The sequence below is a fragment of the Halobellus sp. LT62 genome (assembly GCF_037031285.1).
GTDB classification, from domain to species: Archaea; Halobacteriota; Halobacteria; order Halobacteriales; family Haloferacaceae; genus Haloquadratum; species Haloquadratum salinisoli.
The window spans coordinates 498,354-512,115 of the sequence record NZ_JAYEZO010000002.1 but is presented as its reverse complement, the minus strand read 5'-3'; the positions used below and the strand labels follow the sequence as shown (position 1 = coordinate 512,115).

General features: G+C 66.5%; 14 protein-coding genes, 1 tRNA gene and 1 pseudogene. 6 read left to right on the top strand and 10 right to left on the bottom strand.

Features of this window, described 5'->3' with window-relative positions:
- Positions 1–86: 86 nt before the first annotated feature.
- The 3 genes from U5919_RS11875 to U5919_RS11865 all read left to right on the top strand — a co-directional run bounded on the left by U5919_RS11875 (position 87) and on the right by U5919_RS11865 (position 2,386).
- Positions 87–1,937 (top strand): SLC13 family permease, encoded by a 1,851-nt coding sequence (locus U5919_RS11875; RefSeq protein WP_336024552.1) that lies wholly within the window; start codon positions 87–89, stop codon positions 1,935–1,937.
- Between the two features lie 78 nt (positions 1,938–2,015).
- Positions 2,016–2,088: transfer RNA gene (locus U5919_RS11870), tRNA-Pro, on the top strand.
- A gap of 61 nt (positions 2,089–2,149) precedes the next feature.
- A complete protein-coding gene (locus U5919_RS11865; protein WP_336024550.1) occupies positions 2,150–2,386 on the top strand; it encodes a DUF7563 family protein in 237 nt (78 codons plus the stop codon).
- Positions 2,387–2,395: 9 nt separating this feature from the next.
- Here the strand turns inward: U5919_RS11865 and U5919_RS11860 are convergent.
- The 5 genes and pseudogenes from U5919_RS11860 to U5919_RS11840 all read right to left on the bottom strand — a co-directional run.
- Positions 2,396–2,521: pseudogene (locus U5919_RS11860) on the bottom strand (type II toxin-antitoxin system HicB family antitoxin); the annotation flags it as partial.
- A 46-nt stretch (positions 2,522–2,567) separates the two neighbouring features.
- A complete protein-coding gene (locus tag U5919_RS11855) occupies positions 2,568–2,846 on the bottom strand; it encodes a MarR family transcriptional regulator (protein ID WP_336024549.1) in 279 nt (92 codons plus the stop codon).
- Positions 2,847–3,319: 473 nt separating this feature from the next.
- Complete coding sequence (locus U5919_RS11850; protein WP_336024548.1) at positions 3,320–4,570, bottom strand: MFS transporter; 1,251 nt, start codon at positions 4,568–4,570, stop codon at positions 3,320–3,322.
- 103 nt (positions 4,571–4,673) lie between these two features.
- A complete protein-coding gene (locus tag U5919_RS11845; RefSeq protein WP_336024547.1) occupies positions 4,674–7,022 on the bottom strand; it encodes a hypothetical protein in 2,349 nt (782 codons plus the stop codon).
- Positions 7,023–7,033: 11 nt separating this feature from the next.
- A complete protein-coding gene (locus tag U5919_RS11840) occupies positions 7,034–7,435 on the bottom strand; it encodes a DoxX family protein (protein ID WP_336024546.1) in 402 nt (133 codons plus the stop codon).
- A gap of 116 nt (positions 7,436–7,551) precedes the next feature.
- Here U5919_RS11840 and U5919_RS11835 point away from each other — a divergent pair, with 116 nt between their 5' ends.
- Both U5919_RS11835 and U5919_RS11830 read left to right on the top strand, forming a co-directional pair.
- Positions 7,552–8,037, top strand: a complete 486-nt coding sequence (locus U5919_RS11835; protein ID WP_336024545.1) for an FKBP-type peptidyl-prolyl cis-trans isomerase — start codon at positions 7,552–7,554, stop codon at positions 8,035–8,037.
- Between the two features lie 188 nt (positions 8,038–8,225).
- Positions 8,226–8,954: a CRISPR-associated protein Cas4 gene (locus U5919_RS11830; protein ID WP_336025583.1), complete on the top strand. Its 729-nt coding sequence runs from the start codon at positions 8,226–8,228 to the stop codon at positions 8,952–8,954.
- A gap of 50 nt (positions 8,955–9,004) precedes the next feature.
- On the opposite strand, the gene U5919_RS11825 is transcribed toward U5919_RS11830, so the two are convergent.
- The 3 genes from U5919_RS11825 to U5919_RS11815 all read right to left on the bottom strand — a co-directional run bounded on the left by U5919_RS11825 (position 9,005) and on the right by U5919_RS11815 (position 10,558).
- Entirely contained in the window at positions 9,005–9,658 is a 654-nt protein-coding gene (locus tag U5919_RS11825; protein ID WP_336024544.1) for an L-threonylcarbamoyladenylate synthase, read from the bottom strand.
- A 118-nt stretch (positions 9,659–9,776) separates the two neighbouring features.
- Positions 9,777–10,289, bottom strand: a complete 513-nt coding sequence (locus tag U5919_RS11820; RefSeq protein ID WP_336024542.1) for a redoxin domain-containing protein — start codon at positions 10,287–10,289, stop codon at positions 9,777–9,779.
- Positions 10,289–10,558 (bottom strand): glutathione S-transferase N-terminal domain-containing protein, encoded by a 270-nt coding sequence (locus U5919_RS11815; protein ID WP_336024541.1) that lies wholly within the window; start codon positions 10,556–10,558, stop codon positions 10,289–10,291. Before U5919_RS11815 ends, U5919_RS11820 begins: the two co-directional genes overlap by 1 nt.
- Positions 10,559–10,868: 310 nt before the next feature.
- Here U5919_RS11815 and U5919_RS11810 point away from each other — a divergent pair, with 310 nt between their 5' ends.
- Positions 10,869–12,188 carry a hemolysin family protein gene (locus tag U5919_RS11810; protein WP_336025582.1) on the top strand — a complete coding sequence of 440 codons (1,320 nt, stop codon included), beginning with the start codon at positions 10,869–10,871 and terminating at the stop codon, positions 12,186–12,188.
- Between the two features lie 75 nt (positions 12,189–12,263).
- On the opposite strand, the gene U5919_RS11805 is transcribed toward U5919_RS11810, so the two are convergent.
- Both U5919_RS11805 and U5919_RS11800 read right to left on the bottom strand, forming a co-directional pair.
- Positions 12,264–13,460 (bottom strand): inorganic phosphate transporter, encoded by a 1,197-nt coding sequence (locus tag U5919_RS11805; protein WP_336024539.1) that lies wholly within the window; start codon positions 13,458–13,460, stop codon positions 12,264–12,266.
- A 4-nt stretch (positions 13,461–13,464) separates the two neighbouring features.
- On the bottom strand, positions 13,465–13,686 hold the full coding sequence (locus U5919_RS11800; protein ID WP_336024537.1) for a DUF7859 family protein: 222 nt from the start codon (positions 13,684–13,686) through the stop codon (positions 13,465–13,467).
- Between the last annotated feature and the right edge of the window lie 76 nt (positions 13,687–13,762).

Sequence of the window (13,762 nt, the reverse complement as noted above, 5' to 3'; positions counted from 1 at the left end):
CCGATCCAGTCAGCCGGCTGACTCGTTTCGGTCGTCCAATCCGACGAATCCCACAGTATTTTGCACCGCGGAAGCGACTCGTCGATGTGGAACCGATATCGCCGGGGGTCGCGGTCGTCTTCCTCGTCGTCCTCGCCGCGCTCGCGCTCTTCGTGACCGAGCCGGTGCCGGTCGACGTCACGGCGATCGGCGTGATGGTCGCGCTGCTGCTCGTCCAACCGGTGTCGGCCGCAGCCGTGTCCGTGGGACTGCTCGCAGAGCCGATCGCCCTTTTTTCGGACTACCCCGGAGACGCCCTCACGGGCTTTTCCAGTCAGGCGACGCTGACCGTCCTCGCGATGTTCATCCTGAGCGAGGGGATCCAGCGGACGGGTATCGTCCAGCGCCTCGGCGCGTTGATCGCCGGATACACCGGCGACAGTCAGAACCGACAGCTCGGCGCGACGATCGGCGTCGTCGCACCGATCTCGGGCTTCATCAACAACACCGCCGCAGTGGCGATCCTGCTCCCGATGGTGACCGACCTCGCCGAACGCGGCGGCACGTCGCCCTCGAAACTCCTCCTCCCTCTCTCCTATGCCTCGATGTTCGGCGGGATGCTCACGCTCATCGGAACCTCGACGAACATTCTCGCCTCCGAGCTCTCCGGGCGGCTCATCGGCCGCTCCTTCACGATGTTCGAGTTCACACAGCTCGGCATCGTCGTGAGCGTCGTCGGCACGGCGTACCTGTTGACGGTGGGAAAGTGGTTGACGCCCGAGCGCATCAAGCCCCGACAGGATCTGACAGAGGAGTTCGGGATGGCGGAGTACCTGACGGAGGTCGTCGTCCGCGAGGACTCCCCGCTGGTCGGCCAGCAGGTCCAGCGCGCGCTCGTCGAGACCGACTTCGACGTCGACCTGATTCAGCTCATCCGCGGCGGGGAGGTTTTCCTCGAACCGCTCGGACCGAAGGAGATCAAAGCGGGCGACGTGTTCGCCCTCCGAACCGACCGCGACACGCTGGTCGAACTGCTGGACGTCGAGGGTCTCGACCTCGTCCCTACGGCGGTCGACGAGGCGGAGTTGGAGGCCGGAGGGTCCCGACAGAACCTCGTCGAGGTCGTCGTCGCTCCGGGCTCCTCGCTCGTCGGAGAGTCACTCGCGTCCGCGAGGTTTCGGCAGCGGTACAACGCGACCGTACTCGCGCTGCGTCGCGGGCCGGAGCTCATCCGGCGACGGATGGACAAGGTCTCACTGCGCGTCGGCGACACGCTGCTCGTGCAGGCGACCGCCGACAGCATCGAGCGCCTCGACGCCAACCGCAATTTCATCGTGGCACAGGAGATCGAACGGCACGACTACCGGGAGTCGAAGACGCCAATCGCCGTGGGAATCGTCGTCGCCGTCGTCGGTCTCGCGGCGCTGGACGTACTGCCGATCGTCGTCTCCGCGCTCGCCGGGTCGCTCGCGATGGTCGCGACGCGCTGTCTCCGTCCCGTCGAACTCTACGACTCCGTCCAGTGGGACGTCGTGTTCCTCCTCGCCGGGGTGATCCCGCTCGGGATCGCCCTCGAATCGACGGGCGGCGCGGCCCTTTTGGCCGGCCTCGTCGTCGCCGCGGGCGACGTCCTCCCGCTGGTTGGCGTTCTCGGGGTGTTCTACCTCCTCACCGCCGTCCTGACGAACGTCATCTCGAACAACGCGAGCGTCGTGTTGATGATCCCCGTCGCCGTCGAGGCCGCCCAGTCCCTCGGCGCGAACGCCTTCGCGTTCATCCTCGCGGTCACCTTCGCGGCGTCGACGGCGTTTATGACGCCGGTCGGCTACCAGACGAACCTCTTCGTCTACGGTCCCGGCGGCTACCGCTTCAGCGACTACATCCGCGTCGGCGGCCCGCTGCAGTTGATCTTCGCCGCGGTGACGACCGTCGGCATTGCGGTCATCTGGGGCGTATGAGACGGAGCGAGAGCCGACAAATGTCGGAGGCGCGCCGAACGAAATCCTTTACTCGGTGACCGTTCGAGTGATGAGTGCGGGACCGTGGGTTAGCCTGGTATACTTCGGGCCTTGGGTGCCCGTGACCCCGGTTCGAATCCGGGCGGTCCCATACTCATTAAGTTTGAACCGGCTGAAACCCCCGGTTCTAGCGGCTCTCCGAGGTGGTCGGTATGATGCGCCTCTCCTACGAGGCGCAGCCTCGGTACTGCGACAACTGCGGCGCATACGTCACCAGCGACTTCCGCCGCGTCTACGGCGACGGTGACGGTGTCGCACACCGCTGCCGAGACTGTGATACCGCCGTTCGGATTCAGCAGGGATCCGCAGCGGGTCGCGACGTCCGAACGCCCGACCCACAGGAAAATCCGGGTCGTCACGGTAACATCGCCGGTCGGTGGTCCGAATGAGCGTCAATCGACAGCTTCGTCGAGATTCGCGAGCGCCTCTTGGCGCGTCTCGCCTTGGCTGGCGACTCCCGTCTCCTCGTCGATCGCCGACCAGCCGCCATCGTCCTCCTCGATCAGGCGGATCTCGCGGCCCATACTCAGACTCGGTAGTAGACGACAATTCGGGATAAGCGTTCTGTCGTTACGGCTCGGGGAGATCGTCCTCGTCGACATCGCCCGCGAGGAACTTTCGACCCAAGTCGGTCAGCTCGTAGATGCCATCATTGCTTTCGAGAAGTTCAGCCTCTGTCAATACCCGGAGACGCTTGTAGACGTACTGTCGGTCATACCCGATATTTTCAGCGAGTATCTTTGGCGACACCAGTATATCGTGAGTTTCCAAAAAGAGAAAAATCTCGTAATCAACTGGCGAGAACCACGATATCCGTTCCACCATTTCTCTGAGAGCATCTGTCGACATAGTGCAAAAATCACCAGCATCGTTGTTAGTTCTAACTACATCCATATTCTTTCTAAGAATACGTCCGTGGTTAAAATTTATAATACCTCAGTTATATCGTGGATAGTGACGGTGCTCATCGGGCCAATTTGGTCTGGAAAACACACAGACCGCTGCTTTGGACAGCGGTCCGGTGAGTGGTCGTCAGATCCTATGACAACCGATTACGGGAAGGTTGGGGGCGCGGATAAAACCCCCGACACGGCGAACGCATCGACGACGAATCACGGAGCGTGCGAGAAGTGCGGGCGCGAGGTCGCGGTGATCTCCGCGTGTGCCCCCGGTCGACGCACGCTCGAACCTGTTCGAAACTCCCGCGATTCGAACTCGACGAGACCAAGCGAAGTGAGTTCTCGATTCAGTTCGAATCCGGGGGGTCCCACTCCTTCTCTCCAACACATCGTGAGTTCGCCAGCGTTCGCGGACTGAGTGATTCACGCCCCCTCGGGGTCGGGCAACCGAAGCGTGAGCAAGATCACGCCGAAGAGCACCGCCGCCAGCAACACGTAGCCCTCGTCGAAGTACCCGCGGTCCGCGATCGCGCCCAACAGCACCGGCCCCGCGGCTCCGAGCGTCGCCGTCGTCGTCCGAACGACGCCGAGACCCGTGCCCTGAATCTCGTCGGGGATCGCATCCGAGAGGAACGACTGGGTGATCGCACCCGACCCGAGCATCGTGCTCACGAGTGCAGTTATCGCCGCGAGCGGCCAGAATCCATCGATGAGCGGAAGCGCAGCGAGTCCGACCACCGGGCCGACGAGCACGATGAGAAGCGACTTCCGGATACCGATTCGGTCGTAGGCGACACCGGCCAGCGGCTTGACGACGACGCCGAATCCGAAGAAAGCGCTGAAAAGCAGCCCCGCGAGCGACGACGAGAGGCCCTTGACCTCGACGAGGTAGGTGGGGTAGAGGCCGGTGAAGGACTGCCAGATCAGAATGTAAAGGAAGAGGATGAACGCGACGAACGAGAGGTTTGCCTCGTGGAGGTCCGATATGACCGATCGCGCGTTGTCGAGGGAGATCGAGCCTCCGGACGATCTCTCCGCCTCCAGCGACGTCCCCGCCAACGATGTCCCTGCCAACGATGTCGGCGCGGGCAGGACCGTCCAGAGCGCGATCGCGGCGAACAAAAGCAGCGGGATGAGAAACCCGAGGCCGAGTTGCCACGCGACAGCGGCCGCGATCGCCCCGCCGATCGGCGGGAACACGGTCTGACCGAGATCGCCGGTCGCCATCGTCACGCCCAACGCGCTCCCGATTCGATCGGGGTAGATCTTCGAGAGGATCGTAATCCGCGCGATGGGATACAGCGACTGTCCGACGCCGACCAACGCCGTGGCGGCGAAGAGGACGAACGGGGTCGGCGCGGTGACGACCAGACCGATCGCGGCGGCGACAACGAGCGTCCCGGCGACCATCGCGCGTCGCTCGCTGTAGCGATCGGCGATGATCCCGCCGGGGAGCTGGCCGAGTGCCGCACCCAGCCAGAGGACTGTCACCAGCAATCCACCCACGGTGAGCGAGAGATCGAACGACGAACGGAGATGCGGCAGGAGGACCGGATAGACCATCCGAACGCCGAGGAGGATCCCCCATCCGCTCGCGATCGTGACGAGCAGCGGTCCCTTCCCGTCGTCCCACAGTTCCGTCGCTTCCAGCCGGATCGCCTCGGAGACTCCCATTCGAGAACTCAGTACTGGACGTACTCGGAGTTCGAAAATAACCGTTTATATCTGCGCGCCGCGCGAGAACCGCGTCACGCCGAGAGAGCGGACCCGAAGGCCCTCAGAGTTTGTCGGCGTTTCGCGCCTGTTCAGCCCGTCGTGTCGCCTCGTCGACGCGATTTCGGACCGCGTTCGCGATCGGTTCTGGCAGGTCGTCGCTCGCCGCGGCGACCCGTTCGACGACGCGTTCGAGCCCGGTTTCGACGGCCCGTATCTGCCGGTCGGCGTTCGCTCTGTCGCCCGCACGGGCGTTCTGGGCGGCCCGTTCCGCGGCGGAGACGATAGCATCGAGGGCGGTAACGAGGCCACGGATGGCGTTCTCGCGGCCGACGAGATTCTCGTCAGTGGCCTCCACGTCGTCGAGGAGGGACGCGACGTCTTCGCTCGTCTCGCCGGCGATCGAGGCGAGAAACGACGAGAGCGACGCCTTCCCAGTGTCGGGGCGGGTGATTCGGAGTGGCGGCCCGACGGACGCGTCGGCGTCGTCATCGTTAGAGGCGTCGCTGTCGGAGTCGTCGTCATCCGAACCGTCACCGTCGACCGCCGGATCGGGATCGACGCGGAACGCGCCGATCTCCCCGTCGGAATCGCGCACCTCAGCCGTGTACGCCCCGCCCTCGTGAACGTAGACCGCGGCCGACCCCGAGATTGATCCGTCGTACAGCCGACCGGCGAAGTCGTCATCGACCGCGAGGTCCGTGAGATCGGCGTCGGTCCCGTCGGCGTCGACTTCCAGTCGCCGAGCGTTTTCGCGGGCCACGAGCGGGATCTGCCCGTCGCTGCCGGCGAGGGTTATTCGCTGCCCCGCACGATCCGCGTCCGCGGCGGTGTCAGCGCTCGCGGACGGATCGGTAGTTTCGGTCTCGCTCGCTGTCGTCTGTGCCGCGTCCGACGCGGTCGTCCGCGGTGATTCCGACGCGGTCGTCTGCGCGGTTTCCGAGGTGGACGACATCGACGCCGGCGAGTCGGCGTCGTCTCCGACGGACAGTCGCTCGCTGTAGGGTGCCTGTCCGGGCGCGTTGACGGTGAGCCGGTGCTCGCCGTCGGGAACGTCGCGAACGGCCGCGACGCCGCCGAACGTCGGGACGGCGACCGGATCGCTCTCCAGCAACGCGACGGCCTCGACGCCCGGTTCGACGGTAGTCAGTCCATCGTTCTCCGGGGCGTCGTCGCTCGTCACCGCCTCTGTGACGCGGGCGACCACGGTGTTGATCGCGGCGGCGTCGCCGATGGCGTCGTATCGCTCGGCCAGCGTCGCCCGGTGGTTCGGATCGGTGATGTCCGCCGCCGGGTTCCCGTAGCGGGGCTGCCCCCACGGTGCGCCGGTCGTCGAGATGTGCCCCGAGACAGCGTCTTCGGCGAACTCTGGGACGGAGAACTCGAAGCTGAGCTGCGGGCCCGTGAAATCGACGAGGTGCTCAATTTCTCCGGTCGGAACGAGTTCGTAGGTGTACTCCGCCGACGCGTCGAGGACCCCGTCGCTCGCGTCGTTGCCAACGCGGTCCTCGTGTCTGAACGCCACGCCGGTCGAGCGCTCGGGGAGGTCCGTCGGCGGCGACGCGAGCGAGTCGAACGATCGGACCGTCAGCGCCTCGTCGACGAGCGAGTCGCGCCCGACGTTGGGAAGTCGCTCGTGCTCGTACACCGCCGCGCCCTCGTACTCCGGGACGACGTAGGGGAGTCTCGCGCCCTCGTCGCGCGGGAGTCCGTAGGCGAGCGGGAGCTCCGAGAGCGACTCAACGCCCTCGATCGCGGAGTTGGTGATGTCCGCCAAGAGGTCCGCGCCGGGCAGTCGCTGGAACGCGTCGGGTTCGTCGTTGACCGAGAGCGCGCTGGAATGTGAGCCGAGTTCCGAGAGGATCCGCGGGACCATCTCGGGGTCGGGATCGAGGAACTCGTTGTTCGGAACCCGTTGAGAGTGCGAGCTGGCGACGTAGAGCTGCGGTCGATCGGTCTCGGTGTCGACGAAGACGTGCAGGACCTCCCAGTCGTGCCAGTGGAAGTTCGTCGTGAACTGATCGAACGTCGAGTACAGCCAGAACTGCACGACTGCGAGCGGGGAGTCCTCGTATTCGAGGACGTGGTAGAACACTGTCGGATCCGGCGGGTCGCCCGCCTCGGCGTAGCGCTCGTGATACCCATCGAGCGCGTCGAAGCCGTCGACGATCGTTTCGCCGTCACGCTCGCTGGCGTACGGACGCGGGTCCGTCGGCAGCCACGGTTCCGCGGCGTCGAAAAACAGCGTCGGCGCGAACCGGGTGGCGAGCAACTCTGCGTAGTCCGGATCGGCCTCGGTCGTCGGGCCGTCGGGCTCGCGGTCGAACATCGAACAGCCCGCGAGCGACCCGACGCCTGCGCCGGCGAGCGTCGCGAGCAGCGTCCGACGATCGACTGATGGAAGGTCTGACACGGTGGAAGCGGCTACTTGTACGCCTCGCGGAGAAAGGCGAGCGCCGCGCCGAACATCGCCAGATTTCCGAAGAAGGCGAGGCGGTCTCCCTTGCTCGCGTCCTCGTCGTTCCAGAAGTCGTGCATCGTCGGCGTCACGACCGCGAGGAAGGCGACGGCCGCGCCGGTCGCGACTCGAGGGAGTCGCCAGAGAGCGATGCCGAGCCCCGCGACGACCATCATTCCGGAGGCGAACGGGGCCGCGAGTTCGGGCATCGGCACGCCAGCCGATTCGGCGTACTCGATCGTCCCGTCCATATCGCGGAAGTCCTCCGACGCCTGCAGCGCGAGGCCGAGGCCGAACAGCACGCGACCGATGCGCGAGAGGGCGGCCGATCCGTCGACGGATTCGACGCGCTCGGTGTCCGAAGTCATTACCACACACCTCTCGACGGCGCTCAATAAGCGTTCGGCTCTGTTCGGTCACCAGCCGAATCGAGCCGGCAGCGGACAGTCGACAGCCTATTTTCGGCCCCGTCCGAACGTCCGCTATGGCCATCGAGGCGGGCGACCGAGTCGCGATCGAGTACGTCGGGCGGTTCGAGGACGGGACGGTCTTCGGAACCTCCAGATACGCCGTCGCGGTCGAGAACGGCCTCGACGACGCCCAAGAGCGCGAGGAGAGCGACTACGGGCCACTGGCGTTCATCGTCGGCGCGGGCGAGGTGATCGAGGGGCTCGACAGGGCGGTTCGCGGGCTGTCGGTCGGCGAGGAGACCACCGTCACCGTGTCGCCGGAGTCGGCCTACGGCGAAGCGAGCGAGGAGCGCGTGCGAACGTACGATCCCGACACGTTCGAGTCGATGGTCGGCGAGTCGCCCGAAGTCGGCCTGCACGTCCACGCGCAGAACGGCCTCCACGGCGACGTCGTCGCCGTCACCGACGAGAGCGTCGAGGTCGACTTCAACCACGAACTCGCCGGCCGGACGCTCGTTTTCGAGCTCGAAGTCGTCGACGTCGCCGAGGAACCCAACTGAGAGTGATACGTCCGAGCCGAGCGTTCAAATAGGAGGCCGAGGCCACAGTCGCCGTGCCTCCGCCAGCCCACGTCGACCCGTCTACGAGCCCGTCGGACGAGACTGCCCCAGACACGAGTTCGCCGGACGAATCCGACCGTCCCGTCCGTCAGCCCGACGACGTCGAGGGGAGCCGACCGAGCGACTCGATCCCGATCTCGCACCTCGCGCGTGCGGCGTACTGCCCGCGACAGCTCTACTACGCGCGCCGCGACGACGACCACGAGCCGCCACCGGACGTGGCCGCCGTCCGCGAGTTGGCGTTCGCCTATGACCGAAACCGGACCGCGACCGACGAGACCCTCCGTCGGCTGCCGATCGCGGTCGCCCCGGGGACGTATCGGCGGAACCTCGCTTCGCTCGCCGAACGGGAGGACTACGATCGGCTCGCGGCCCCGCGGACGCGGGATGCGGTCCTCACCGGCCGCGACTGCCACGGGATCGCCCACAAGCTACTCGCGCCGGCGGTCGACAGCGACGTCCCGAACGGGTCCGCGTGTGACGGTCCCGCCGCCTCGACGGCGGAGCGAGCGGAATCGCCGCCGACGCCGACGATCGTCTCGCCCGGCGACCCGCCGCCGCAGGGCGTCTGGGATCCCCAGCGGGTCCGCGCCGTCGCGGTCGCGAAGGCGCTCGCGTGGGAGCGCGGCCGGGAGATCCCCCGAGCGCTCGTCGAGTATCCGGCGCACGGCGTCGTCCGGACCGTCCGGCTGACGACGCGGAACAAGAGCGCCTATCGACGGACCCTGTGGACGGTCAAGTCGATGTCGGGCGTGCCCGCTCGCGTGCGTGACACCGCCAAGTGCGACGCCTGTGACTACCGCGCGACCTGCGGGACGAAGACGCGATCGCTGAAGACGTTGCTCGGGCTCGGGTGACCGTCGGCAGCCGATCGTCGGCAGTCGATCGTCGTCGGAAGCGGCCCCCGTCAGCCGTCCTCGACAATCGGTTCGGAGCCGGCCTCGTCGGCCAGCCACGCGACGATTGCGTCGGCCATCGCGCCGCGCCGGTGGACGACGTTGCGCTCGGGGTCGACGACCGTGCTCTCGGTCCCGGGCGTCGGTCCCGCGTCGACGACGGCCCCGACCGACTCGCGGAGCGTCGGATCCAACGACCCGACGTCGGTGACGCTCGGCGATCCGCTGACGTTCGCGCTCGTGGCCGTGACCGGCGTCGGCGCGACCCGCTCGAACAGCGACAGCGCCACCTCGTGGTCCGGGATCCGCACGCCGACGCGGTCGCCGCCGGCCGTGAGGGCGTCCGGCAGGGCGGGCTTCCGCTCGACGACGACGGTGACCGGGCCGGGGAGAAACGCCCGCATAAACCGCACGGCCCGCTCGCTCGGACGGGTGTACCGACGCGCGGCGTCGATGCTCGGGACGCCGAGCGAGAGCGGTTTCGACCGGTCGCGGCCCTTGAGCTCGAAGACGCGCTCGACTGCCGCCGAGTCGGCCGCGTCGGCACCGAGTCCGTAGACCGTTTCCGTCGGGTAGACCACGGCCTCGCCGCGGTCGATCGCCGCGACCGCCTCGTCGATGGCGGCCGCGAGTTCGGGGTCCGCCGTCTCGTCGAAATCCGTCATCTATCGGACCGACGCGGTCGGCGGAAAAGAGCGTGACGAAAGAGAGCGTGACGGATCGAGCATCGTGGATTCGAGCGGCGCGTATTCCGGCGGCTCGCGAGCGGCAGCGATCGCGTGGTTACGCGAGGTCGGCGATGGCGGCCTCGATCTCGTCGTACTCGGGGAACGCGGGCCACTCCTCGGCGACCCACGCGTACTGTACCGTCCGCGACTCGTCGAGGAGGAACGCGGCCGGTCGGTGCTCTGTCACCCCGGTCATCCCGTCGAGCGGGTTCTCGATCCCGTATTCCGTCGCGAGGTCGGCCGCGGGGTCCGAGAAGAGACCCGCGCCGTCGGCGCGTTCCTTCAGGAGTGACTTGTGCTCGTACGGCGAGGAGACGGAGACGCCGACGACCCGCACGTCCTCGGCGAACCCGCGGTCGTCGATCTCGTTCCAGATGTACGTCGTCGGGAACGCGCCGTCCATCGGGTGGAACACGAGGAGCGTCGGTCCCTCGTCGGTGACCGCCGAGAGCGACGCGTCCTCCCAGTACTCGTCGTTCACGAGCGGGCGGGTGAAATCGGGCGCGGTCTCGCCCTCGGTCGGATGGTCGCTCGCGGGCAGGGAGACGACCTCGAAGTCGAGCTCCATCAGGCGGCACCCCCGTCGCCGTAGGTCCTCGTGAGGTACTCGACGATGTTGGCCGACTCCGACATCGTGACGCCGGTGGTCTCGTCGACGATTGCGGGGACGCTCCGCTTGCCCGAGACGCGCTTGACAACGTTGCGGTCGGCGTGCATCGGTTCGACGAACCGCGATCGATACGGGAGGTCGAGCTCGTCGAGCACGCGGACGACTCGCTCGCAGTACGGACACGCTTGGAGCCGATACAGCGTGATCTGTGGGTCGGACTCGCTCATACCCGCGGTTGGGTCGAGTCGTCCCTAAGGCTGTCGGAGCCGGTACGGTGGCCGGCCCGCGGGCGCGAGATGGCGGAGACGCGCCCACCGCGAGGGTAACTCTTAATTCCGGGGCAAGACAAGGTGACGTAGTTATATGGGTTTGTCTCCGCCATTCGCATCTCTCGCCGCCCGAGGCCCCAGTAGAATCGATATCGAGACTGCGGTCGAGGCGGGACGCAGCGTCGCTGATGCGACCGCACGCGGTCCGTCCGTCGATCCACTGGTCGGTCCCGCCTCGCCGCTTCAGCTCCCGCCGATCTCCGATTCGATGGTGGTGATCATTGGCGCGGTCGCGATTCTGTTCCTGATCGCCCTCTCGGCGTTCTTCTCGTCCTCGGAGATCGCGATGTTCTCGCTGGCGAAGCACCGCGTCGACTCGCTCGTCGAGGACAACGTCCCGAGAGCGGAGACCGTCAGCGAACTCAAGTCGAACCCCCACCGGCTCCTAGTGACGATCCTCGTCGGGAACAACATCGTCAACATCGCGATGTCATCGATCGCGACGGCGATCGTCGGGATCTACTTCGACCCGGGAACGGCCGTGCTGGCCTCGACGTTCGGTATCACGACGCTCGTCTTGCTCTTCGGCGAGAGCGCGCCGAAGTCCTACGCCGTCGAGAACACCGAATCGTGGGCGCTGCGGATCGCGCGACCGTTGAAGTACTCCGAGTACGCCCTCCTCCCGCTGGTGGTCGTCTTCGACTACCTGACGCGCGTCATCAACAAGGTGACGGGCGGCCGCTCGGCGATCGAGACCTCCTACATCACCCGCGACGAGATCCAAGACCTCATTCAGACGGGCGAGCGCGAGGGCGTCATCGAGGAGGAAGAGCGGGAGATGCTCGACCGTATCTTCCGATTCAATCAGACGATTGCCAAGGAAGTGATGACGCCGCGACTCGATATGACGGCCGTCCCGAAGGACGCCACTCTCGACGAGGCTATCGAGACGTGCGTCCAATCCGATCACGAGCGCGTTCCCGTCTACGACGGCAACCTCGACAACATCATCGGCATCGTCACGATCCGCGACCTCGTGAGAGAGAAACACTACGGGACGGGGACCGCATCGCTGACGGACCTCGTCCAGCCGACGCTGCACGTCCCCGAGTCGAAGAACGTCGACGAGTTGTTGACAGAGATCCAAGACAACCGTCTGCGGATGGTGATCGTCATCGACGAGTTCGGGACGACCGAGGGGCTCGTGACGCTCGAAGACATGGTCGAAGAGATCGTCGGTGACATCCTCGAGGACGACGAGGAGGAGTCCTTCGAGTACGTCGACGACCGCGAGATGCTCGTCCGCGGCGAGGTCAACATCGACGAGGTCAACGAGGAACTCGGCCTCGAACTCCCGGAGGGCGAGGAGTTCGAGACGCTCGCGGGGTTCATTTTCAACCGCGCCGGACGGCTGGTCGAGGAGGGCGAGGAGATCACCTTCGACGGGATCACGATCCGCATCGAGCAGGTCGACAACACCCGGATTATGAAGGCGCGAATCACGATTCCCGAAACGCCCGACCCCGACGGCGAGGAGCCGGACGCGGAGGCCGACGCCGAGCGCTCGGAGTCCGCGACGCAGGAGTGACCTTCACCGAACCGGAATCGGACAGGAAGGACTTCCACCGAACCGGAATTCGAACAGAGGTTCCACGTGATCGCCTCAGAGAAGCGCGTCGAGGGCGGTGAACGCGGCGTAGGCGACACCGAACGCGAGTGCGAGCGAGCCGACCCACGCGAGCACCGTCTTGAGCATTTTCTCCTTGCTGACGCCCGCCCCGCCCGCGGCGTAGCCGCTTCCGATGATCGCGCTGACGATGATCTCGTTGAACGAGACGGGAATCCCGAGTGCGACAGCGGCCTGCGCGATGGCGAAAGACGGAATCATCGCGGCGATCGATCGGCGCGGGCCGAGCGAGGAGTAGTCCTGTGCGATCGCTTTGATCATCCGCGGCGCGCCGGTCCACGATCCCACGAGCAGTCCGAGACCGCCCCCGACCAGTAGGGCGGGCAGCGGCACGGCTACCGCACCGAGAAGCGGGACGAGCGGGCCGATCGCGAGACCGACCTGACTCCCGCCCGCCGAGAACGCGACGAGTCCGCCCAACACGAGCAGAAAGCGGCGTTGCCCGCGCGCGGCGTCGACGACGATTTCGCGCCGGACGAGCGCGAACGAGACCAAAACGAACAGTCCGGAGACGGCGACGACGCCGAGGTCGATACCGACGAGCGGAATCTCGATCGGTGGTGTCGTTGATGCGCCCACTTCAGCCAGCGAGCGCCCCGTCTCGCCCCCGAGAACGGCGAATCGGATGTTCGCGACGAGGAGGCCGACGACGCCGCCGAGCGCCGGAATAGCGACGCGCTCGGGGATCGATTCCCTGCGGAGCAGTTTGGCGGTCGCGTAGGCGATTCCGCCGCCGACAAACGGCGTGAGTACCCACAGCGAGACAATCTGCTGGTACTTCGCGACCGCCGGGCCGCCGCCGTTGGCGAGGCCGACGCCGACGACCGCGCCGGTGACGGTGAAGGCCGTCGCGATCGGGTAGCCCGCGAAGACGCCGATCGCGACGAGCGCTGCGGCCACTAAGAGCGCGACCGTCGAGGCCGTCGCCGTGAGGACCGAGCCGATGACGAGTTCGTTCCCGACCGCCTCGGTGACGTTCGCGCCTTGGAGGACGGCACCGGCGAGACCGAGCACGCCGACGATGAACCCCGCGCGCATCACCGAGATAGCGTTCGCGCCGACCGCCGGGGCGAACGGCGTCGACCCCGAGGAGCCCGCGCCGATCGACCACGCCATAAACAGGCTGGCGAGCGCGGCGACGACGAGCGTCAGGAGTGTTTCGAGGGCGACCATCCGGCTACTTCCCTTCGTACCCGTCGTCGAATCCCTCGCGGAGCCCCGTCAGCGTCCGCCTGACAAAGAGGTACGCGAAGAAGACGAATCCCAAGAGAAAGGCGAGGAGGATGACCAGCGCCGGATTGGCCGCGATAAAGTCGACGACGGCATCGATCTGGGCAGGGTCGCCACCCGGATGCACGGCTCGCGAGCGGCCGACCGCACCTGGTGGTGAGACGAACATAGCCGCCGCTACCCCCGGCGTCAGTAAAGGCGTTTCGCCGTCCGTTTCACACCCCGACGGCGAGAGCAAGACTCAT